This is a genomic window from Pseudomonas sp. GQ91, from assembly GCF_059758795.1.
Window position 1 is genome coordinate 116,124 of the sequence record NZ_JCAXED010000007.1, and the last position, 22,666, is coordinate 138,789.

At 60.7% G+C, this 22,666-nt stretch carries 19 protein-coding genes; 8 read left to right on the plus strand and 11 right to left on the minus strand.

Annotated elements, in window-relative coordinates; all coding sequences use genetic code 11:
- Positions 1–15: 15 nt before the first annotated feature.
- The 4 genes from AC6CIA_RS12535 to fba all read left to right on the plus strand — a co-directional run bounded on the left by AC6CIA_RS12535 (position 16) and on the right by fba (position 3,171).
- A complete protein-coding gene (locus AC6CIA_RS12535; protein ID WP_498312374.1) occupies positions 16–1,179 on the plus strand; it encodes a phosphoglycerate kinase in 1,164 nt (387 codons plus the stop codon).
- Between the two features lie 29 nt (positions 1,180–1,208).
- The gene (locus AC6CIA_RS12540) at positions 1,209–1,430 is read left to right on the plus strand and encodes a hypothetical protein (RefSeq protein ID WP_498312376.1); all 222 of its coding nucleotides are present in this window, start codon (positions 1,209–1,211) and stop codon (positions 1,428–1,430) included.
- Between the two features lie 60 nt (positions 1,431–1,490).
- Positions 1,491–1,826 (plus strand): MliC family protein, encoded by a 336-nt coding sequence (locus tag AC6CIA_RS12545; protein WP_498312378.1) that lies wholly within the window; start codon positions 1,491–1,493, stop codon positions 1,824–1,826.
- Between the two features lie 280 nt (positions 1,827–2,106).
- Positions 2,107–3,171 carry a class II fructose-bisphosphate aldolase gene (gene fba, locus AC6CIA_RS12550; protein WP_008081027.1) on the plus strand — a complete coding sequence of 355 codons (1,065 nt, stop codon included), beginning with the start codon at positions 2,107–2,109 and terminating at the stop codon, positions 3,169–3,171.
- 531 nt (positions 3,172–3,702) lie between these two features.
- On the opposite strand, the gene AC6CIA_RS12555 is transcribed toward fba, so the two are convergent.
- Entirely contained in the window at positions 3,703–4,368 is a 666-nt protein-coding gene (locus AC6CIA_RS12555; protein WP_498312380.1) for a polysaccharide lyase family 7 protein, read from the minus strand.
- A gap of 320 nt (positions 4,369–4,688) precedes the next feature.
- Here AC6CIA_RS12555 and AC6CIA_RS12560 point away from each other — a divergent pair, with 320 nt between their 5' ends.
- The 3 genes from AC6CIA_RS12560 to AC6CIA_RS12570 are packed head-to-tail and all read left to right on the plus strand — an operon-like array spanning position 4,689 to position 7,685.
- A complete protein-coding gene (locus AC6CIA_RS12560; protein WP_498312382.1) occupies positions 4,689–6,821 on the plus strand; it encodes a putative bifunctional diguanylate cyclase/phosphodiesterase in 2,133 nt (710 codons plus the stop codon).
- 43 nt (positions 6,822–6,864) lie between these two features.
- Positions 6,865–7,371, plus strand: a complete 507-nt coding sequence (locus AC6CIA_RS12565; protein WP_084378505.1) for a M48 metallopeptidase family protein — start codon at positions 6,865–6,867, stop codon at positions 7,369–7,371.
- A 17-nt stretch (positions 7,372–7,388) separates the two neighbouring features.
- Positions 7,389–7,685 (plus strand): winged helix-turn-helix domain-containing protein, encoded by a 297-nt coding sequence (locus tag AC6CIA_RS12570; protein WP_498312384.1) that lies wholly within the window; start codon positions 7,389–7,391, stop codon positions 7,683–7,685.
- Here the strand turns inward: AC6CIA_RS12570 and AC6CIA_RS12575 are convergent.
- On the minus strand, positions 7,676–8,131 hold the full coding sequence (locus AC6CIA_RS12575) for a GNAT family N-acetyltransferase (protein ID WP_498312386.1): 456 nt from the start codon (positions 8,129–8,131) through the stop codon (positions 7,676–7,678). The two genes, AC6CIA_RS12570 and AC6CIA_RS12575, sit on opposite strands and share 10 nt — an antisense overlap.
- Before the next feature lie 254 nt (positions 8,132–8,385).
- Between AC6CIA_RS12575 and AC6CIA_RS12580 the strand changes: the two genes are divergently transcribed.
- Positions 8,386–9,123: a substrate-binding periplasmic protein gene (locus AC6CIA_RS12580; protein ID WP_498312388.1), complete on the plus strand. Its 738-nt coding sequence runs from the start codon at positions 8,386–8,388 to the stop codon at positions 9,121–9,123.
- A 104-nt stretch (positions 9,124–9,227) separates the two neighbouring features.
- Here the strand turns inward: AC6CIA_RS12580 and yccS are convergent, their stop codons facing one another.
- The 9 genes from yccS to betA all read right to left on the minus strand — a co-directional run bounded on the left by yccS (position 9,228) and on the right by betA (position 22,642).
- Entirely contained in the window at positions 9,228–11,399 is a 2,172-nt protein-coding gene (gene yccS, locus AC6CIA_RS12585; protein ID WP_498312390.1) for a YccS family putative transporter, read from the minus strand.
- A gap of 215 nt (positions 11,400–11,614) precedes the next feature.
- Positions 11,615–12,793: a BaiN/RdsA family NAD(P)/FAD-dependent oxidoreductase gene (locus tag AC6CIA_RS12590; protein WP_498312392.1), complete on the minus strand. Its 1,179-nt coding sequence runs from the start codon at positions 12,791–12,793 to the stop codon at positions 11,615–11,617.
- A gap of 161 nt (positions 12,794–12,954) precedes the next feature.
- Positions 12,955–14,340 carry an ATP-dependent RNA helicase DbpA gene (dbpA, locus tag AC6CIA_RS12595; protein ID WP_498312394.1) on the minus strand — a complete coding sequence of 462 codons (1,386 nt, stop codon included), beginning with the start codon at positions 14,338–14,340 and terminating at the stop codon, positions 12,955–12,957.
- Positions 14,341–14,519: 179 nt separating this feature from the next.
- A complete protein-coding gene (mdtD, locus tag AC6CIA_RS12600; RefSeq protein ID WP_498312396.1) occupies positions 14,520–15,947 on the minus strand; it encodes a multidrug transporter subunit MdtD in 1,428 nt (475 codons plus the stop codon).
- 35 nt (positions 15,948–15,982) lie between these two features.
- Positions 15,983–16,873 carry an alpha/beta fold hydrolase gene (locus AC6CIA_RS12605; RefSeq protein ID WP_498312398.1) on the minus strand — a complete coding sequence of 297 codons (891 nt, stop codon included), beginning with the start codon at positions 16,871–16,873 and terminating at the stop codon, positions 15,983–15,985.
- A gap of 238 nt (positions 16,874–17,111) precedes the next feature.
- The gene (locus AC6CIA_RS12610) at positions 17,112–18,428 is read right to left on the minus strand and encodes a TldD/PmbA family protein (RefSeq protein WP_498312400.1); all 1,317 of its coding nucleotides are present in this window, start codon (positions 18,426–18,428) and stop codon (positions 17,112–17,114) included.
- Positions 18,428–19,870, minus strand: a complete 1,443-nt coding sequence (locus AC6CIA_RS12615) for a TldD/PmbA family protein (RefSeq protein ID WP_498312402.1) — start codon at positions 19,868–19,870, stop codon at positions 18,428–18,430. The genes AC6CIA_RS12610 and AC6CIA_RS12615 overlap by 1 nt, the downstream gene beginning before the upstream one ends.
- Positions 19,871–19,997: 127 nt before the next feature.
- Positions 19,998–20,693 (minus strand): RraA family protein, encoded by a 696-nt coding sequence (locus AC6CIA_RS12620; protein ID WP_084378494.1) that lies wholly within the window; start codon positions 20,691–20,693, stop codon positions 19,998–20,000.
- A gap of 245 nt (positions 20,694–20,938) precedes the next feature.
- Positions 20,939–22,642: a choline dehydrogenase gene (betA, locus tag AC6CIA_RS12625; protein ID WP_498312404.1), complete on the minus strand. Its 1,704-nt coding sequence runs from the start codon at positions 22,640–22,642 to the stop codon at positions 20,939–20,941.
- Positions 22,643–22,666: the final 24 nt, after the last annotated feature.

Below are 22,666 nucleotides of genomic sequence, written 5' to 3' on the forward strand. Positions count from 1 at the left end.
CAGGAAATGCGACCCATGACCGTGTTGAAGATGACCGACCTCGATCTGCAAGGTAAGCGCGTACTGATTCGCGAAGACCTCAACGTCCCAGTCAAGGACGGTGTTGTCAGCAGCGATGCGCGAATCCTGGCTTCGCTGCCGACCATCAAGCTGGCCCTGGAAAAAGGCGCGGCCGTGATGGTCTGCTCCCACTTGGGTCGTCCGACCGAAGGTGAGTTCTCGGCCGAAAACAGCCTCAAGCCGGTAGCCGATTACCTCAGCAAGGCGTTGGGCCGTGAAGTGCCGCTGGTGGCGGACTACCTGGGCGGCGTTGACGTCAAGGCGGGCGACATCGTGTTGTTCGAAAACGTGCGCTTCAACAAGGGCGAGAAAAACAACAGCGACGAACTGGCCCAGCAATATGCGGCCCTGTGCGACGTATTCGTGATGGACGCTTTCGGTACCGCTCACCGCGCCGAGGGTTCGACCCACGGCGTCGCCAAGTTCGCTAAAGTCGCCGCGGCAGGTCCATTGCTGGCCGCTGAACTCGAGGCCCTGGGTAAGGCGCTGGGTGCCCCGGACCAGCCGATGGCGGCCATCGTGGCCGGTTCGAAGGTGTCCACCAAGCTCGACGTGCTCAACAGCTTGAGCCAGATCTGTAACCAACTGATCGTCGGCGGCGGCATCGCCAATACGTTCCTCGCGGCTGCCGGTCACCCGGTGGGCAAATCCCTCTACGAACCGGACCTGCTGGACACCGCCCGCGCCATCGCCGCCAAAGTCAGCGTGCCGCTGCCGGTCGATGTCGTGGTCGCCAAAGAGTTTGCCGAAAGCGCCGAAGCCACCGTCAAGCTGATTGCGGATGTCGCGGCTGACGACATGATCCTGGACATTGGCCCGCAAACTGCAGCCAACTTCGCCGAACTGCTGAAAGCGTCCCGTACCATCCTGTGGAACGGACCGGTCGGCGTATTCGAGTTCGACCAGTTCGGCAACGGCACCCAAGTGCTGGCCCAGGCGATTGCACAAAGCTCGGCGTTCTCCATCGCTGGCGGCGGCGACACCCTGGCGGCTATCGATAAATATGGCGTCAGCGATCAAATCTCCTACATTTCTACCGGTGGTGGCGCGTTCCTTGAGTTTGTTGAAGGCAAGGTCCTGCCCGCGGTTGAAGTGCTGGAAAGCCGGGCCAAAGGCTAAGGCTCACGGTCCGGAAAAGGAGTATTCCCATGATCAAGTCGTTTGCGCTGGTGATCGCTGCGGGCCTGCTGGCTGGCTGCGGCAGCGCACCGAAGGCGGCGCCCGAAGCTGAAAGCGTGGAGCCGGAACATGCGTGCTATCAGTCTGAGTGGCAGGCCGAAACCCTGCCGGTGATCAGCAAGCGGATTGGGCCTGATAGGCTGGAGAAATACGATTCCCCGCCCAAAGGTAAGGAACAGGGTTGCCCTTGATGGGTCTGACTCACTAACCGACAGCAGTGGCGGCTTCGTGCCGCCGTTCGAGGAGTGGCAATGAAAGGCGTTATCGCGCTGGCGGCCCTGGCGTTATTGGCCGGCTGCAGCAACCTGGACATGTTCGGCAACCCGGCTGAACCGCAGGACACATGGACGACCTGGACCTGTGACAGTCGGGCACACGTGATCTGGCGGTTTGTCGATGACAGCCACAGCCAGGTGGATGTACGCCTGGGCGGGGCGGATCAGGTCTATCGCCTCAAAGAGGAGGTGGCTGCCTCGGGGACGCTGTACAGCAACGACCAGTTGGCGTTTCACACAAAGGGTGAGGAAGGCCTGGTTTACTGGGTGGCCACCGACGATTTGATCGGCCGGGGTTGCAAAGCCCAGTAAGCATACGATTTCAAAATAGATGAGATCCAAGTGTGGGAGCGGGCTTGCTCGCGAAGGCGGTGGTTCAACTGACGAATTCGGTGACTGACACACCGCTTTCGCGAGCAAGCCCGCTCCCACGCCTGATTCGGTTACAAACGTGGTATCGGTGTTGAGCCGGATACACAAAAAACGATTCAGCAGGGCAGGTATGCAAACCCTGACCTGCAATAACTTGAATAGCAGTCGCCGCTACGGCACGCTTGCACGATTAACGACCCTCGACCGGGAGAGAGAGACAATGGCACTTATCAGCATGCGTCAAATGCTGGACCACGCAGCCGAGTTCGGCTACGGCGTACCAGCCTTTAACGTCAACAACCTTGAGCAGATGCGCGCCATCATGGAAGCCGCTGACAAGACTGACTCTCCAGTGATCGTCCAGGCTTCGGCCGGTGCGCGTAAATACGCTGGCGCCCCGTTCCTGCGTCACCTGATCCTGGCGGCTATCGAAGAGTTCCCGCACATTCCGGTGTGCATGCACCAGGACCACGGCACCAGCCCTGACGTCTGCCAGCGCTCGATCCAGCTGGGCTTTTCCTCGGTAATGATGGACGGCTCCCTGGGTGAAGACGGCAAGACCCCGACCGACTACGACTACAACGTGCGCGTCACCCAACAAACCGTGGCCATGGCTCACGCCTGCGGCGTATCGGTGGAGGGCGAGCTGGGTTGCCTGGGTTCGCTGGAAACCGGTATGGCCGGCGAAGAAGACGGCATCGGTGCCGAAGGCGTGCTGGATCACAGCCAGATGCTGACCGATCCGGAAGAAGCCGCTGACTTCGTCAAGCGCACCCAGGTGGATGCCCTGGCCATCGCCATCGGCACCAGCCACGGCGCCTACAAGTTCACCAAGCCGCCTACCGGCGACGTGCTGGCCATCGACCGCATCAAGGAAATCCACAAGCGCATCCCTAACACCCACCTGGTGATGCACGGTTCTTCCTCGGTCCCGCAAGAGTGGCTGGCGATCATCAACCAGTACGGCGGCGATATCAAAGAAACCTACGGCGTACCGGTTGAAGAAATCGTCGAAGGCATCAAGCACGGCGTGCGCAAGGTCAACATCGACACCGACCTGCGCCTGGCGTCCACTGGCGCAATGCGTCGCCTGATGGCCACCAACCCGAGCGAATTCGATCCGCGCAAATTCTTCGGCGCCACCGTCACCGCCATGCGTGACGTGTGTATCGCGCGTTATGAGGCCTTTGGCACGGCGGGCAACGCCTCGAAGATCAAACCGATCTCGTTGGAGGCGATGTACCAGCGTTATCTGAAAGGTGAGTTGAACGCCAAGGTGAACTGAGCCTTAGGTGTTTAAAAAAGCCCGCAGCAATGCGTAATGCCGTTCAGTTAAGGCTGAAAATCTCCTGTGGCGAGGGGGCTTGTCCCCCGTTGGGCTGCGCAGCAGCCCCAAAACCGGGCGCCGAGAATTGTCTGATACACCGCGTTTTTCCTGACTGGGGCTGCTGCGCAGCCCAACGGGGGACAAGCCCCCTCGCCACAAGATGGTGTTCGGCACGCGACTTTCTTAATTGAACAGCATTACGCAGCGATGCGGGCTTTTTTTCGGCCGGAATTTGCTTCGTTTACGCGATGGAATGTCAGTGACCCGGTGCTCAATGACCCGGAACACATCGCTCACGTCCTGGACCAGATGCGTAGTTGTGCCTTCATGGCAAATCCTTAACTCAAGAGAAGAATGGCCACCGTTTGCTGCGAAACAAATGGAGTGGCAACTGTACGCGGGTTCGCAGACCTAGGCGTTAAGACCCGGCAGACCCGAAGGCCTCCCACGCACAGCTGCAATAACCAATACGGCAGCCCAGGGGGGACGTCAGTTGTGATCAATATCCAGCTTGGCAAACGTCACTTTGCCACCTTCCTTACTGTCGCCCTTGTTGTCCTGAACGTAGACCCCGGCCTTGAAGTACAACGGCTTTTTGCCCCAGGCCGCGCCGATGCGTTCGTTCCATTGCCCGCTGGCCGCCTGGACGCTCAAGAGCCCGGCCTTGTTCAAATTGATGACGTAGGTGAAGTTTCGCTCCAGCGGAACATTCTCGGCGACGATGATCACCCGGCCTTTGCTGTCATCCGGGCGCATGCGAACCTTGGCGACGATGTTGCCGCTCTGGGTTTTCTCCTTGTATTGGTACTCGACTTTCAACAACGGCTTTTGACTGTCATAGGCGTGAATCTGGCCGATCACGATCTTGCCGGAGGAAGGCACCTGGTTGACCGCCAAGGTGGCGCGCAGGAAGTTGTCGGCTTCGGTATAGGTCCAATTGCGTAGTCGCCCATCGGTGTAGGTTTCTCGCAGCTCGCTGCGGGGATAGATGGCATTTTCGGTGCGGGTACCGGTAACGGGTGTCCAGAATTGCACGCTGCTGCCTTTGGCCTGGAAGTATTTGCCGTTGAAACCACTGAGCAGCTTGGGAGTGTTGATTGTGGCAGGTGGGGTTCCGACGGGAATGCTCAGGTTCCAGGTGGACAGGTCGATCATGAGGTGCGCCTTTTAAAAACGTAAGAAGAGCCAAAAGGCTTTGGCCCGCGTGTTCGCCTATTCGTTATAAGCGGCTGGTAAACGTTTGTTAATCACTTTAAGGCGATTTATTGGCGTCAAGAGTCTGTCAAAAAGCCATCTTTCCCATGATAGGGGGCCTGTGGCGCCTGACCGTTAGTCGGCTCAGTGATCTTTGGCACAACGATGGCACCGTCGTCACTTCTGCTTTACAGGATCCAAGGCTAGAGTGAGACCTCACGATTTGTCCGGCTTTTTCTCTCAAAAGTGACCGGAATACATCTTCAAGGATAAGAAGCAGCATGGAATGCGTTCCAACCCAGCACGGCGAAGGCTCTTCGGTACTCCTGGTGGTCGATGACTACCCGGAAAACCTGATCAGCATGCGCGCGCTTCTGCAGTGCGAGGATTGGCAAGTGGTCACCGCAGCGTCCGGTCTCGAAGCCTTGGCGTTACTGCTGGAACATGACGTAGACCTGGTATTGCTGGATGTAAAAATGCCCGGTATGGATGGTTTTGAAGTGGCTCGGCTGATGCGCGGCAGCCAGCGTACCTGCATGACGCCGATCATTTTCTTGAGCGCCAGCGCCCATTCTCCGACGGCGGTACTTGAAGGCTACGCCAGCGGTGGTATCGACTACCTGCTCAAGCCGTTCGACCCGCTCATCCTCAAGCCCAAGGTTCAGGCCCTGTTGGAGCACCAGCGCAACCGACGGGCGTTGCAGCGTTTGAGCCACGACCTGGAGCTGGCGCGGGCCTTTAATGCCTCGGTGCTCGAGAACGCCGCCGAAGGCATTCTGGTGGTGGGCGAGGACGGCGTCATCAGCTACGCCAACCCGGCGATTTCGCGATTGCTCAATGCGCCGGTTGGCGAGTTGCAAGGCCAGACGCTGCTGGGGTTCCTGCAAAAACCTCACGTGCCTGACTGGCGCGAGTCCGAGTTATACGCAGGCTATCGTCGAGGCGAGACCTGGCGCTTGCATGACGCCATTTTGCGCACCGTCCCCGGCCAACAACTGCCCGTGGCGATGTCATGCGCGCCCTTGCCGGATGAGCAGAAGGCAATGGTGGTCACCGTGCTGGATATGTCTGAAGTGCGCCATTTGCACGAGCAACTGGAGTTCCAGGCGGTGACCGATCCGCTGACGGGGCTGCTCAACCGGCGTGGTTTCTATCAGGCCGTGGAAACCGTGTTACAGCACCACGAACGTAACGAGCGCAACGAGCACACATTAGTGCTGCTGTACCTGGATCTGGACGGTTTCAAACGGGTCAACGACTCCCTTGGGCACGAGGCTGGCGACCAGATGCTGGGCTGGGTCTCGGCGCAATTGAAAACCTGCCTGCGCGGCTACGACATTCTCGGGCGCATGGGCGGTGATGAATTCACCGCATTGCTGGAGTTGGAGTATCCGGAGCAGGCGGCAAAGATCGCCGAAAAGCTCATCGAGCGGGTATCCATCTGCCAGCAAGTCGACGGCCTGGACGTCATGCTGGGTGTCAGCATCGGCATTGCGACGTTCCCCGACTGCGGCAACGATCTGGACGGCTTGCTGCATGCGGCGGACATTGCCATGTACGAAGCCAAGCGAGCGGGCCGTCAGCAATATCGCTATTACGATCAGGAGATGAACGGCCGCGCCCGCTCGCGGCTGATGCTTGAAAACAGCGTGCGCACAGCGATCGACAACAAAGACGTCACGTTGGTGTATCAACCCCAGGTGTCCCTCGAGGATGGTCATTTAAGAGGCGTCGAAGCGTTACTGCGCTGGCAGCACCCGAGCGTCGGTGATGTGCCGCCAGGGTTGTTCCTGCCGTTGCTTGAAGGGGCGCGATTGATCAGCCAGCTCAGCAGTTGGATCTACCAGCAGGTGGCCGCCCAACGGGCTGCGTGGGCGCGGATCATGCGCGATGACTGGGTGCTCAGTGTGAGTCTGAGCAGCAGCCAGTTCAATATGCCCAATCTGGCCGACCAACTGCAGCAGGTGCTGGAGCGACATGGGTTGCACGGCCGGCAACTGGAAGTCGAAATATCCGAAGAAAGCCTGATGCAAAACCTCGAGGAATCCACCAAGCAGCTGAAGTTGTTGCGGCGCGTGGGTGTACGTCTCGCCCTGGATGATTTCGGCGCAGGTCACTGTTCCTTGGCGCACCTGCGCAACCTCGCGTTCGATACCGTCAAACTCGCGCCCCAACTGATTGCCCGCCTGCCGGGCTCGCGTCGGGATGCGGCGATGGCTCGCAGCATTATCGAGCTGTGTGGGCATTTCGATTTGTTGGTGATTGCCCAAGGCGTTGAAACCCTGGAGCAATGCCAGTGGTTGAAGGCCCATGGTTGCCAACTGATCCAGGGGCCGATCATCGCCCTGCCGTTGATTGCCGAGGAGATCAGCCTCTGGCCGCGGTCTTTCGAGCTGTGCGCAGGCCCCTGCTGAATTGGTTACACTGGCGACCATTCCACCCCCGTCGTCCGAGCCCATGACCGCGCTGAAATACCTCCAGGCTTATCCCGCTGCCCTGCAAGACCAAGTGCGCCAATTGATCGCCAAGGATCAACTGGGCGAGTATCTGCAACAGCGTTACCCCGAGCGCCATGACGTGCAAAGCGATAAGGCGCTGTACAGCTATGCCCTGGCATTGAAGCAGGAACATCTGCGCAATGCGCCGGCCATCGACAAGGTGCTGTTCGATAATCGTCTTGACCTGACTCACCGCGCCCTGGGCCTGCACACCAGTATTTCCCGGGTGCAGGGTGGCAACCTCAAATCGAAGAAAGAGATCCGTATCGCCGCCTTGTTCAAGGAGGCTGCGCCGCAGTTCCTGAAAATGATCGTGGTCCACGAGCTGGCGCACTTCAAGGAATCGGACCACAACAAAGCGTTCTACAAGCTCTGCGAGCACATGTTGCCCGGTTATCATCAGGTGGAGTTTGACCTGCGGGTTTACCTGACGTATCGGGACCTGGCAGGCAAGGCGCGGGAATAACCCAAGAGGACGGCAGCATGGATGTCAGCAAGACCAAGAGCAGTTTCTACCGGCGTCTGTATGTGGCGTATCTGATCGACAGCCAGTTAGCCAGCAGCGTCCCGGCCCTGACCGACATCACCGGCATGCCCCGCCGCACGGCACAGGACACGATTGCCGCGTTGGCGGACCTGGATATCGTGTGTGAGTTCGAGCAGGAAGACGGTGCTCGCAATCATGCCGGACGCTATCGCATTCGCAGCTGGGGGGCGATCGATCCGCGCTGGATTGAAGGCAATCTGGCGCAGATCAAGCGGGTCTTGGGTTATCCCTGACGACGCATGCCGATGTGCGCAATGCCATCTTCGAGGTATTCCGCGCCCACCGCCACAAATCCATAGCCTGCGTAATACCCCTGCAAATGTGCCTGGGCCGAGAGAAAGATCGGCGTTTCGGGCCAGATGACCTCGATCTGCCTGAGCGTTTTTTCCATCATCTGATGGCCCAGCCCGATACCGCGTGCCACCGGTGCGACGATCACTCGCCCGATCACCACGTTACCGTTGCGGGAGGTCGGGTCGAGCAGCCGCAGGTAGGCCACCAGTTGCTGATCTTTCCAGCCCGTCAGGTGATGGGTGTCACCCACCAGGTCCTGGTCGTCGATGTCCTGATAGAGGCATTTTTGCTCAACCACGAACACTTCCTGGCGCAGGCGCAGGATGGCGTACAACTGGTCCTTGTCCAGATCGGTGTGATGTTTGCAAACCCAGTCAATTGTCATTGTTGCCGCTCGCGTAAAAACCTGTCCTGGATAGTAATGCCGTGACCGAAGCCTGTCTTGGGGGCCGTGCAAACAGCTGAAAATCGGCTATTGTGTGAATGGCGTCAAATTGCCATCACTGGAGCCTTTCACCGCTGGACGCTTTGTGTAAGCTGCTGCACAGCGCGAGCGATAAGCTACAGTCAGAGTCTGGCCGTCCTCCGGCCGGGCATCACCGCCCGCAACGATCTGCCCGCTGAGCAAGGACATTAAGCATGTTGCGATTGTCTCGTGCCGTTGCTGTGCTCGTACTGCTGTCGCTGGCCCAGACAGCGGCCGCAGAACGCTTGCGTCTGGTCGCTGATGCGTGGCCGCCGTTTACCGATGCCACGCTGCTCAATGGCGGATTGGCCACCGACATCGTCACCACGGCCCTGGCGCGCGCCGGCTATCCCAGTGATTTCAAGCAAGTGCCATGGGCCAGGGCGCTGATGGGAGTGGGGGACGGCCGTTATGACGTGCTGATCAATGCCTGGTACGACGATACGCGTAAGCAGTTGGGGCAGTTTTCCGTCGAGTATTTGCTTAACCGCGTGCGTTTCATCAAGCGCCGAGACGATTCCGTGGAGTTCCAGAACCTGCAGCAACTGCAGCCGTATCCCATTGCCGTGGTGCGTGGTTATGCTTATTCGGCGGAGTTTGACGCCGAGCCCAGGCTGCAGAAAATCCCGGTGCATAACTTTGCCATGGCGGTGCGTATGCTGGCGGCTCAACGGGTAAGGCTGACGGTGGAAGATGAGTATGTCGCGCGCTATTACCTGGCGCGGGAGTCACCGCAGGTGCGTAACGCGTTGGAGTTCTTGCCCAAGGCCTTGAGTGAAAACAGCCTGCATATCCTCGTCAGCCTGAAAAACCCGAAGCATGAGCAGATCGTCGCCGGGTTTGATCGGGAAATTGCCCGGATGAAGGCCGATGGCAGTTATGCGCGTCTCTTGAAGCGGCATGGGATGTAGGGCGCTGCGCGCAGTGGTTAGGCGGCAAGCTTCAAGCTGCAAGAGAAAGCGCCGTGAACCTGCTTGCAGCTTGTCGCTGGTGGCTTGCCGCTCAACTGCGACCGTTACTCCTTTATCAGATGCGCGGCCAAAGTTCGCAGCGGTCCGAGCTGCCGACAGATCAACGCCAACTGCGTCTGTACCAAGCGTTGTCCTTCATCGATCTCATCGGGCATCTGTTCCAGGTCCACCGCCAAGGCTTCTTCGGCATCGCTTTGAATGGCGATCGATTGCTTGTTGGCCAGTCCCGCAGCGATCTCGTCGATGCTCGCTGCGAGGCTCTTGCCGGCGCCTTCGATCAAGTGTTCACGGACTTCAGATGGCAGTTGGGTTTCGCGGTGAGCGCCGAGCCCGGAGAGGTAACTGAGCAAGGTATGGGACAGCACCAGAAAGCGGAAGCCAACGTCGGCTTCCTTGCGGAAGTGTCCCGGCTCCATCAGCATATTCGCCAGGGTGGTGGACAGCGCGGCATCGGCGTTGTGGGCATTGCGTCGCGCCAGGCGGTAAGCCAGGTCGTCGCGCTTGCCGGCCGCGTATTGCTGCATGATTTGCCGCAGATAGATGCTGTTGCACGTCAGGGTATTGGCCAGCACCTTGTTCAGGCGTCGACCTTGCCAGTCCGGTAGAAACAGGAACACCGCCAGCCCGGCGATCAGGCTGCCCAGCAGGGTATCGAACAAGCGTGGCAGGAACAGCCCATAGCCGTCGCCCACCTGATTGAAGCAGAACAGCACCATCAGCGTAATCGCCGCGGTGGCCAGGGTGTAGCGGGTGGTGCGGTTGATAAAGAACACCAGCCCGGCGGCGATCGCGAACATCGACTGCACCAAGGGGCTGGGGAACAGATCAAACAGCGCCCAGGCCACCGTCAGGCCAATGGCTGTGCCGATGATCCGCTGGCCGAGCTTGCGCCGGGTGGCGCCATAGTTCGGCTGGCAGACGAACAGCGTGGTGAGGATGATCCAGTAACCCTGGGACGGGTGGATCAGATGCACCATGAAATAGCCGACGCTCAGCGCCAGGGACAAGCGCAACGCATGCCGGAACAGCAACGACGTGGGCGTCAGTTGGGTGCGCAAACGGGTCCACATTTCGTTGAGGTTGCGTGGCGAGCGATCCAGCAGATTGCTGTCGCTGGCCTCCGCCAGGCTGTCGGGATTGCTCGCGTCGCTGAGCAAGCGGTCCAGCGTCGAGAGGTTGGCGGCCAGGGCGCGCAGCGAGCGCAGCAGGCCGCGCCAAGCCGGGTTGCTCTGGATGCGCAGGTGTTCCAGGGACGCATTCAGGTCGCCCAGGGCCTCGGCGAAGCTGGCGTCATACACGAACGGTTGGCGCAGTTGGATCGATTCGGCAAGCGTCTGGCAGGCTTTGCCTTGCTGGCGCAACAGGCGCTGGCAGCGGAACAGCACGTCGCTGTGGAAGAAGGCTTCGGCCAGGGCGTTGTAGGGATAGTGGGAGGAGCTGGCGCGCTCGTGGATGTCCTGGGCCAGGAAATAGAGCTTGAGGTAGCGGCTGACTTTCGAGCCCGGTCGACCATTGCCCACGCGGTGCAGGATGATTTCCTTCGCCGCGTTCAACGCGGCCACGACACGCCCATTCTGTTGGGCCAGTTCCAGGCGCCGCGCTTCTACATCCAGCTGGCGAATGGGCTCGAACAGCGATGACTTGAGCTTGAGATAACGCCCCAGCTCGCGAAACAGCCGCGCCAGGCTCTGTTGCACCGGCTGATTGGAAAACAGCAACTGCCACAACACCGAGAGCGCGCCGTACCAGGCGGCCCCGGCCACCAACAGCAACGGCTCGTGCCAGAAGTCGGTGACAGCGCCGCCGCGCTGGTCCACGGCGATCATGGTGTAGACCGACAGAATCAAGGTGGCCGAGGCAATCGCGCCATAGCGCTCACCCAGCGCGCCGAGCATGGTCAGGCTGAAACTGGCCAAGGCCAGGGCGATGGCGAAAACCCAGGGATAGGGAAACAGCAGCTCCACTGACAGTGCCGCCACGCTGAAACACACCAGCGTGACTGCCAGGGCGTTGAGGCGGCCTTGCCAGCTGTCATCGGTCTCGGCCAGGGCGCTGGCGATAATTCCCAGGAACAGCGGAATCAACAGGGTCATTTCATCCTGATACCAGCACAGCGTCATGCTGCCGGTGAGGGCGATGAATACCCGTACGCTGTAACTGAACTTATCCAGTGCCCAAAGGCGGCGCATGGACTGCTTGAACGAGGTCGATGACATGAAGTCTGGGGTCTTCCGGGACAATGTCGCTAAATTGAGGCAGTAATGACGCTACGGCAAGCGTGACGATCACATTGGTGCGCAAAATTTCTTCCAGGCGCCGCAAATCAAGGGTGGGAGCGGGCTTGCTCGCGAATGTGTGTCAGTCACCGAATTCGTCAGCTGAATCACCACCTTCGCGAGCAAGCCCGCTCCCACATTTTTACCGTGTTGTGTCAGACGTATTGCGCCGCCGCGTAGCCCGAAGCCCAGGCCCACTGGAAATTGAACCCGCCCAGATGCCCGGTCACATCCAGCACTTCGCCGATGAAATACAAGCCAGGGCTTTTCAACGACTCCATGGTCTTGGACGATACCTCCCGCGTATCCACGCCCCCCAAGGTCACTTCCGCCGTGCGATAACCCTCGGTGCCCGCCGGGATCAACTGCCAGCTTCCCAGCGTGTGGGCGATCTCCGCCAATTCCGCATGGGTGTACTGTTTCATCGGCTTGGAAACAAACCACTGTTCTGCCAGCAGATTGGCCATCTTCTTGGTGAAAATCTCCCCGAGCAGGGTTTTCAGTTCGCTGTTGGGCCGTTCGGCTTGTTGCTGTTGCAGCCAGGCGTGGGCGTCATGGTCTGGCAGCAGATTGATTTCGACGGTATCGCCGGACTCCCAATAGGAGGAAATCTGCAAGATCGCCGGCCCGCTCAGGCCACGATGGGTAAACAGAATGTTTTCGCGAAAACTCTGCTCATTGCAGCTCACCAGGCAATCCACCGAAGTGCCGGACAGCTCGGTGCACAGTTCCTTGAGCTGATCGGTGATGGTGAACGGCACCAGGCCGGCACGGGTCGGCAACAGTTCATGGCCGAACTGTCTGGCCACTTGATAGCCGAACCCGGTGGCGCCCAGCGTAGGAATCGACAACCCGCCAGTGGCGATTACCAGGGATTCGCAATGCAGCTCGCCCAGGGTGGTCTGGAGCCGATAACCCGACTCGAGCTTGTCGATCTGCTGGATCGATGTGTCCAGATGCAGGTTCACGCCGGTCTGGATGCACTCGTCCAGCAGCATGCCGAGAATGTCGCTGGATTTGTTGTCGCAGAACAGCTGGCCGAGTTTTTTCTCGTGGTACGGCACGCCGTGCTTGGCCACCAATCCAATGAAATCCCACTGGGTATAGCGGGCCAGCGCCGACTTGCAGAAGTGTGCGTTCTGCGACAGGAAGTTGGCCGGTTCGGTGTACATATTGGTGAAATTGCAGCGACCACCGCCAGACATCAGGATCTTCTTGCCGGCCTTGTTCGCATGGTCGATCAACATCACCGTGCGCCCACGCCCGGCGGCGGTCAGCGCGCACATCAAGCCTGCGGCGCCGGCGCCAATGATCACAACTTCGGTCGAGCGCAAAACGGAGTCCTCACAAAATACTGATATGAAATACAGTCAAAAATGTGGGAGCGGGCTTGCTAGCGAATGCAGTGTGTCAGTCAAATAATCAGGTGACCAATACACCGCATTCGCGAGCAAGCCCGCTCCCACATTTAGATCTCTGCAATAGCTTGAGAGCTTTACAGGATCCGCACGCGCAGCGAACGGCCCTTGATCTTGCCGTCGTTCAAGCGTTGCAACGCCTGCTTGGCGATGCCGCGTTCCACGGCCACGAAGGCCTGGAAGTCAAAGATCGCGATCTTGCCGACCTGGGCGCCCGGGATACCGGCTTCGCCAGTCAGTGCGCCAAGGATATCGCCCGGGCGAACCTTGTCTTTACGGCCAGCGGCGATGCACAAGGTGCTCATCTGTGGCAGCAGCGGACCACCGCTTTGCGGCTTGAGGTTGTCCAGTTGGTCCCAGTTCAGCGGCGACTTCTGCAGTTGCTCGATGGCCTGGGCACGGTGAGCTTCGGACGGCGCCACCAGGCTGATGGCAATCCCGGTTTCACCGGCACGACCGGTACGGCCGACGCGGTGAATGTGGATTTCCGAGTCGCGGGCCAGTTCGACGTTGATCACCATGTCCAGTGCGTCAATGTCCAGGCCGCGCGCGGCCACGTCGGTGGCTACCAGGACGGACGTACTGCGGTTGGCGAACATCGCCAGCACCTGGTCGCGATCGCGCTGTTCCAGGTCGCCATGCAGGCCGACCGCGGAAATCCCCTTGGCGGTCAGGTGGTCGACGGTTTCCTGCACTTGCTGCTTGGTGAAGCAGAACGCCACGCAGGAGGCCGGGCGGAAGTGCGACAGCACCTTGGTCACCGCGTCCATGCGCTCTTCCGGGGAAATTTCGTAGAAACGCTGTTCGATCTGCTCGTCCGAATGGAACGCCTCGGCCTTCACTTGCTGCGGCGCGCGCATGAACTTGGACGCCAGTTGCTTGATGCTGACCGGGTAGGTGGCCGAGAAGAGCAACGTCTGACGGCGCGCCGGGGTCTTGCTGATGATGTCTTCGATGGCGTCGTAGAAGCCCATGTCGAGCATGCGGTCGGCTTCGTCGAGGATCAGCGTGTTCAGGCCGTCGAGCACCAGCGAGCCCTTGCGCAGGTGTTGCTGGATGCGTCCCGGGGTGCCGACGATGACGTGCGCGCCGTGTTCCAGCGAAGCGATCTGTGGGCCGAGGGACACGCCACCGCAGAGGGTCAACACCTTGATGTTGTCTTCGGCGCGGGCCAGGCGGCGGATTTCCTTGGCGACCTGGTCGGCCAGCTCGCGGGTCGGGCACATTACCAGGGCCTGGCAGCCGAAATAGCGTGGGTTGATCGGGTTCAGCAGGCCGATGCCGAAGGCGGCGGTCTTGCCGCTGCCGGTCTTGGCCTGGGCGATCAGGTCCAGCCCCTTGAGGATCACCGGCAAGCTTTGCGCCTGGATCTGCGTCATCTCGACATAACCCAGCGAGTCGAGGTTAGCCAGTATGGCGGCGGACAGCGGCAAAGTATTAAAAGCGGTGGCGATGGTGGTCACGGGACTGGCTCTGCAAAACAAAATGTCGCGTAGTGTAACAGCCCCCCTGTGGAATTCCCCGCATGTTCTGATGAAGGGGTGAGGGGCAGCTGTAAGCCACTAGCCACTAGCCACTAGCCGCAAGCTGCAAGCTAAAAGCTTGCGGCTTGCGGCTTGTGGCTTGTGGCTCACAGCCGCTTCTAGTGCTCCACATCGTGCTCGCGCTTGACCACGCGTTTGCCATCCTTGGGCGACAGTTGCAGGAAAATCGCCGCCGCCAGCATCGCCATGATGCCCACGGTGAGGAAGGTCAACTGGAATGCTCCCAGCACGGTGTTGACACCATCGTTGCCGGATTCAGCGGTAAAGCCGCCGAGCAAGGCGCCGGCACAGGCCACCCCCAGGCTCAGGGCCAGTTGCGCCACCACCGATAACAGGCTGTTGCCGCTGCTGGCCTGGGCGTCATCGAGGTCGATCAGGGTCACGGTGTTCATCGCGGTAAACTGCAGCGAGTTGATCGCCCCGAGCACCGCCAGCATGGCCAGCAACAACGGATAAGGTGTCTGCTCGCTGACCAGGCCCATGCTCGCCAACATCAACCCCAGTGCCAGCGTGTTACCGGTCAAGACGATGCGATAACCCAGACGCTCGATCAGCGTCCGCGCGAGGGACTTGGCGACCATTGCCGCGGCCGCCAGGGGCAGCATGCTCATCCCGGCCTGGGAGGGCGAGTAACCCAGGGCAAGCTGTAGCAGCAACGGCACCAGGAACGGCAGGGCACCGCTGCCCAGGCGCGCGAACAGGTTGCCGAGAATCCCCACGGCAAAGGTCCGGGTCTTGAACAGCTGCGGCGAGAACAGCGGGTTTTCGATGTGCCCGGCCCGCAGCCAATAGGCCGCCAGGCACGCCATGCCGCCGAACAGCAGCAACATCACGCGCAGGTGCGGCAAGTGCAGTTCGCCAAGGCCTTCCATGGCGATGGTGATCAGCACCATCGCCGCGCCAAACAACAGGAATCCCAGACTGTCGAAGCGCGTGCGTTCGTTGCCGCGCAGGTCGGGGATGAACTTCCACACGGCATAGCAACCGATCAGCCCCACGGGCAGGTTGATCAGGAAGATCCAGTGCCACGTCAGGTACTGCACCATCCAGCCACCCATGGTTGGGCCGAGCAACGGGCCGAGCAGGCCGGGAATCGTGATGAACCCCATGATGCGCACCAGCTCTGAACGCGGATAGGCGCGCAGTACCACCAGCCGCCCCACCGGCAACATCAGCGCGCCTCCAAGGCCCTGGATCACCCGAGCGCCGATCAGCATGGACAAGCTGTGGGACAGCGCGCAGAGCAATGAGCCGAGACTGAACAGCAGGATGGCGCTGAAGAAGATGTTCTTGGTGCCGAAGCGGTCGGCGATCCAGCCCGACGCCGGGATCAGCAAGGCCACGGTGAGCATGTAGGCGATGATCACGCCTTGCATGCGCAGTGGGTTTTCCGCCAGGTCCTGCGCCATGGCGGGCAGGGCTGTATTTAGAATCGTCCCGTCGAGCGACTGCATGAAGAAGGCAATCGCCACCACCCAAGGAATCCAGCGGGCAGTCTTGGCATCTAGCTCGACACGATTGGGCATGAGGTCCCTTTTCTCAGCTGGCGATGGGGTGCCGATTATGCGCCATCCGCTGCCTCATTTCCCACTGGCGGTTGGTCTATATCGGAGAGCGGAACGTCTTTGCCCACCAGGAAATCGATCAGTATCCGATGCACGGCGATCGCTGCTTCGCGGGACTCGAGGTCTAGCAAGTGCCCGGTGTGTTCGGCGGTGGCGAAGCTGCTGCGCCCGACATACTGCTTGAACGACTGCGCTTCAATGGCTGGGGTGTATTCGTCCAGCGCACCGTTGAGAAAGTGCACAGGAGTTTCGATCCGGCGCAATTGCGGCAGGTAGTTGCCATCGCCCAGGGCCAGCACCTGATGAATATGAAAGCGCGCCTGCCGGTACTCGGTGGTGGCCATGTTCGACAGATGGCGGTGGTTATTGCGCTTGAGCCGGGACGAGAGAAATTTACCGACGGTTTCGTTGAGCAGGTGGCCGACGGCGGATTTATCGTCGGCCTCGATCAGTACCCGCACGCGCTCCACGTATTCGAGCATGGCCTGGTTGAGGTTAGGCGCCAGGGCCATCACCACCGAGCTTTCGATGGAGGGCGGGTTGCGGGCCAGGGTCAGCAGCGTCGAGATGCCGCCCCAGGAGGCCGATACCAGGTGGTTGACTTCAAAGCGTTCCACCAGCGCCCTGAGGATCTCCACTTCGTCGTCCTTGGTCACCAAGTCGAGATCGGTGTTGTGGGGGCGCGAATAGCCGGAGAACGGCAGGTCGAACATCAGCACATTGAAGTGCTCGGCCAGGCACTTGCTGGTGCGGGCAAACGAGCGGGTCGTGGACAGCGCGCCGTTGACCAGCAGCACGGTCTTTCTCTGCGGGTCGTTGCCGAGTCGCTCTACGTGAACGTTGTAGTGCTTGAACAGCTTCTCAATGACAAAACTTCCTTGGTGCATGTCAACGCTCCGGCTCGCCTTTCCCAGGCGAGGTCATGCATCACTTGGCGGCAAGTGGGTTGAAGGGTGGCGGGACGCCACTGACGTTTATATCGAGGTTTTCGGTGGGCGACAACAACCCATCAACCAATGGGCTGCATGTAAAGGAAGGTTCATCAAGACGCGGGGCATTCCCCTGTAGGAGACGTGCCTTGACGTCTCCACAAAACCCAACGCAGCATCGCCGGGGCTAATGTGCCTACAGGGTCAAGGTGAGGCGTTTGATCAGCGCGCCGGGCAATAAGTTGGATGAGGTATCGCGCTGGCCATAGGTGCTGGCCGACAGCAGCAACTCGCGTTCGGCCGTCAACGCCTCCAGCTGTGAACCCAGCAGGTGGTAGACGCTGTCATCGAAGCGCATGGTGCTGACCGGCGCCTTGATCTCGCCATCTTCCACCCAGAACGTGGCGAAGCGGGTCATGCCGGTCAGGCGGGCTGCCGGCTGGTCAGAGTAGTTCAGGTACCACAGGTTGCTGATATACAAGCCTGTGCCCAATTGCTCGAGGATGTCGGCCTGGGCCAGATCGCCCGCCGCCATCTGGAAGGCGCTGGGCGATTCGTCGCTGTCGGCACCGTTAGCGCTCAACCCGTATTCGGCGGCGCTGCGCGAACTGACCAGGCGGCCCTCGGCCACGCCGGCGCTGATCAGGGTCACGTCGCTACGCGGATAACCGTCCCGGGAAAACGCCGGGCTCAGGGACGCGCTGACCTGTTCATTCATGCCCACCAACGGGCTCAGCGTCTGATCGCCGGCATACAAACGCTGCAACGGGCTGCTTTTGCTGGCGATGGCCTGGGCAGAAAAACCGCCCCAGGCGAGCATGCCGATGATCTCTTCCATGGCCGCCGGCGCCAGGTACGCCCGGTATTCGCCCGGCGTCAGTGGATGCAGTGGTCGGCCCAGGAACGCCAGTTGTTCGCGCGCCTGTTGAAAGCGCTGGGCAAACGCCGCGCTGTTCCAGGCATCGCCGGCATAACTGGCCTTGACCGCTTCACCGTTGGCATGGAACAGGCTGAAGTCGAAGTTGAAACTGTTCGCCTGGTGCCAGCCAAACGCTCCCGATGAGCTGGCGAAGCCGCGGCTTATGGGGCCCGCAGCATAAAATCCGACCAGGTCGGTGTCTTCAGCGGCGAGGCTGATGTCCGCCAGCACCTGATCCAGCTCCGGCAGTGGCTGAAGCTGTGTGTTGTGGCTGTGCCAGGCGCTGTGGTTGAGCAGCAGATAAGGATCCCGTTGCAGGAGCGGCAAGGTTTCGCGCAACTGTTGCAGGCCTTCGGCCAAGCGCTGGCGGTCAAGTTCGGGGGAGCCGCCCAGGGTGATGCCGAGGTCGGCGTGGCGGCCGTTGTTGATCAGCTTCAAGTTCACGCTCGCCTGTTGCACCTGGCCAGCCTGACGCACGCGCGCATGGTTGAAGCGCACGAATTCGGATGACTCCGCTGCGTAACCGAGATGAAACTGTTCCTCTTCGGTGATGGCCTGCTTGAGCCAATCCACCAAGCCCTTGAACGCCTGCATCAGGCATCTCCTCCAAACACATCGACATCGCTGAATACGCAAGCCGGCGCGGCATGGCCGACGCGGATTACCTGATTGGGTTCGCCCTTGCCACAGTTGGGCGTGCCCAACACCTTGAAGGTGCTGGCGTCACCAACGGCGCTGAGCTTGCGCCAGAACTGCGCGGAAATAGCCCGGTAGTTGGGGTTCTTCACCACGCCCTTGAGTTCGCCGTTTTCAATCAATTGACCCCATTCGCAACCGAACTGGAATTTGTTGCGCGCATCGTCGATGGACCAGGAGCGATTGTTCGACATCAGAATGCCGTGCTCGATGCCAGCGATCAGTTGCGCCAGGCTCTGGTCGCCGGCCTCGATATTGAGGTTGGCCATGCGGTCGATGGGCGCGCGGTTCCAGCTACAGGCGCGACTGTTGGCGACGCCACCCAAGCCTGCGCGATATTGCGACAGCGCACCGCCCAGAGGCTTGAGCAACAGGCCCTCGCGAATCAGGAACTGTTTACGGGCGGGCGTGCCGTCGTCGTCATGGCCGTAGCTGGCCAGTTGCTCGGGAATATCGGGGTCGAACGTCACGTTCAGCAGTTTGGAGCCGTATTGCAGCTGGCCGAAGTCACTGGTCTTGACGAAGCTGGTGCCCGCGTAATTGCGCTCGTCACCCAGGATGCGGTCCAACTCCAGCGGATGCCCGATGGACTCGTGGATCTGCAGGATCATTTGGTCAGGCATCAGCAGCAGGTCACGCGGACCTTGAGGCGTATTCGGTGCCAGCAGCAGTTGCAGCGCCTGATCGGCAATTTCCGTGGCGGCGCCCATCAGGCCGAAACGCTTGACCACCTCGAAGCCACCTTGCTGGCCGAAGTTGCTGCCACCCAAGGTCCGGGTCTGGCTGTCGTTGCCGTCATAGGCGGTCACGTTGATGCCCGGGAAGACAAAACGCTGGGCCTGGCGCAGGACGGCCCCGGCGCTGTTGAGGTAGATCTGTTCGACGAGGGTGGTGCCGAGGCTGACCTCCCAACTCACCAAGCGCTCATCCTTGGGCACGGTGGCGGACTCGGCGCCCAGCCGTTGGTAGCACTCGCTCAGGGACGGGAAGGGCTGATCCAGGTCGGGCGACAAATAATCAGCGACTTCGCTGGACACTGGCTGCTCGCGCAGGTCGAGCAGGGCATGCGGCTTGATCCGCCGTGCTTGCTGTTCGGCGCGCTCAAGCGCGGCTTGCAGCCCGGGCAGGGAAATATCGTGGGTCGCGGCGTAGGCTTCGACACCGTTGAGGCGCACCGTGAGCATGGCGCCTTGGTCCTGGCTCAGGTGTGGCGGTTCGGCGACGTTCTTGCGCACTGACAGAAACAGGCCGGATTCGCGCACGTAGCGCAAAGAGAAGAATTCGGCGGTGGTGCGCAGGGCCGCGAAGTGTTTTCTGAGCTGCGGGTGAGCGTCGAACATGGGGCCTTCCTGGTGGGCGGTGGTGGCCTGAAGGGCCCCTTCGCGAGCAAGCCCGCTCCCACATTTTGATTTGTGAACACATTCAAAGGTGGGCGTTGGCTTGCCTGCGATGCTTTTGCTTTGGGGGTTAGACCGGGCAACCCTTGGCGCGCAGGATCGCGTCAAAACGATCAGGGTCCAGGGTGCCGGCTTCGATGGCGGCGAGTGTAGCCTGTTCGCGGGCCAGCAGGTCGTGGCAACGCACCAGCAACTCCGGCAGTTCGCTGCGGGACGCGGCCACGACGCCGTCGCCATCACCGATCATCAGGTCACCGGGCATCACCAACATGCCGGCACAGGAAATCGGCACGTTGATTTCGCCGCCGCCGTCGGTGCTCGGACCACGGTGTACGCCGCCGATGGCATACGCTGGCAGTTCGCCGGTCTGCCATTCGTCGAGGTCGCGCAAGGCACCGTTGATCACCACGCCGACGATGCCGGCCTTCAAGGCCATGGCGCGCATGATGCCGCCGAACACCGCGCGGGTCAGGTCGGCGCTGCCGTCGATCACCAGCACATCGCCCGGACGGGCCATCTGCATGGCTTTGAGAATCATCAGGTTGTCACCTGGACGCACGCGCACGGTCAGCGCGCTGCCGAGCATCGGAGCGTTGCCATGGAAGGCCTTGAGGCCCAGGCCACCGACGTTACGCCCCAGGCAATCGCTGACGGCAGCGGCCGGGATCTTGCTGAATTCCTTCAGCCATTTCGGGTCCAGCGGTTCAACATTTGGATTGATCAGAAAGCCGGTAGGCCATTTGCTCGAAGAAACGACATCAAACATGAGAAAGCCTCGTGGCCGGACAAGTGTCGGCGCGTCGGTGGGAAGGTGAAACGTTTGCGCGACCATTAGAGTAGGCCGTCGCGGGGGATGGGATCAAGGGCAGGGCGGTGCAGGAAGGGGCTGAGAAGATTTGTGTTGGCTGGTCGGGGGCCATCGGGAGCAAGCCCCCTCCCACATTTGACTGTATTCACACATCAAAATGTGGGAGCGGGCTTGCTCGCGAAGGGCGCGCCGCGGTGTATCAGTTATTGCGCCATCGGCCCCACTTCACGCATCGGCTTGCCACGCACTGGCGCATCGCCCGCCACGTAGTAGTCGGCTGTGCTGCGTGGGAGTGGCTGGCGGGCACGGATCTTGTCGGCGATTTTTTCGGCGATCATGATCGTCGGCGCATTCAGGTTGCCGGTGGTGATGATCGGCATGATCGAGGCATCGACCACCCGCAGGCCCTGCATGCCATGCACACGACCTTCGCCATCGACCACGGCCATCTCGTCGGTGCCCATCTTGCACGAGCAGGACGGGTGGAACGCGGTTTCGGCGTGCTCGCGGATAAATTTATCCAGTTGCTCGTCGGTCTGTACCTCGATGCCCGGGCTGATTTCGCGGCCACGGAACGGGTCCAGTGCCGGCTGTTGCATGATTTCACGGGTCAGGCGGATGCCGTCGCGAAATTCCTGCCAGTCCTGCTCGGTGGCCATGTAGTTGAAGAGGATGCTCGGGTAGTCGCGAGGGTTCTTCGACTTCAATTGCACGCGGCCACGGCTTGGCGAGCGCATGGAACCCATGTGCGCCTGGAAACCGTGTTCTTTCACACCGTTGCTGCCGTTGTAGTTAATCGCGACCGGCAGGAAGTGGTACTGGATGTTCGGCCACTCGAAGTCTTCACGGGTACGGATGAACCCGCCGGCTTCGAACTGGTTGCTGGCGCCGATACCGGTGCCGTTGAACAGCCACTCGGCACCGATCGCCGGCTGGTTGTACCAGAGCAGCGACGGGTACAGCGAGACGGGCTGGGTGCAGGCGTATTGCAGGTACAGCTCAAGGTGATCCTGCAGGTTTTCGCCGACGCCTGGCAGGTCATGAACCACCGGGATGTCGAGGCTTTCCAGCAGCTTGGCCGGGCCAACGCCGGAGCGTTGCAGCAGTTGCGGCGAAGCGATAGCGCCGCTGCACACCAGCACTTCTTTGCGGGCACGGGCCTCGACGCGCTCTTCGGCAGCGCCGATCAGGTAGCGCACACCCACGGCACGCTTGCCTTCGAACAAGACTTTGTCAGTCAGCGCGTGAGTGACGATGGTCAGCGTCGAACGCTTCTTGGCCACGTCCAGGTAGCCGCGCGCGGTACTGGCCCGACGGCCGTTCGGCGTCACGGTGCGGTCCATTGGGCCGAAGCCTTCTTGCTGGTAGCCGTTCAGGTCTTCGGTACGCGGGTAACCGGCTTGCACGCCGGCTTCAACCATGGCGTGGAACAGCGGGTTGTTCCCGGCTTTAGGCGTGGTCACGCTGACCGGGCCGTCGCCACCGTGGTAGTCGTTGGGGCCGATGTCACGGGTTTCAGCTTTTCTGAAGTACGGCAGGCAGTCCAGGTAGCTCCAGTCTTCCAGGCCCGGCAGTTTCGACCAGTTGTCGTAGTCCATGGCATTGCCACGGATGTAGCACATGCCGTTGATCAGCGAAGAGCCACCCAGGCCCTTGCCACGACCGCATTCCATGCGGCGGCCATCCATGTGTGGCTCTGGATCGGTTTCGTAGGCCCAGTTGTAGCGACGGCCTTGCAGCGGGAACGCCAGGGCGGCGGGCATCTGGGTACGGAAGTCGAGACGGTAGTCAGGGCCGCCGGCTTCCAGCAGCAGGACGGTGACGCCTTCGTCTTCGGTCAGGCGGGTGGCCAGGGTGTTACCGGCCGATCCCGCGCCAACAATGATGTAGTCGTATTCTTGGGACATAAATGCACCCTCTTTGAAATTTGG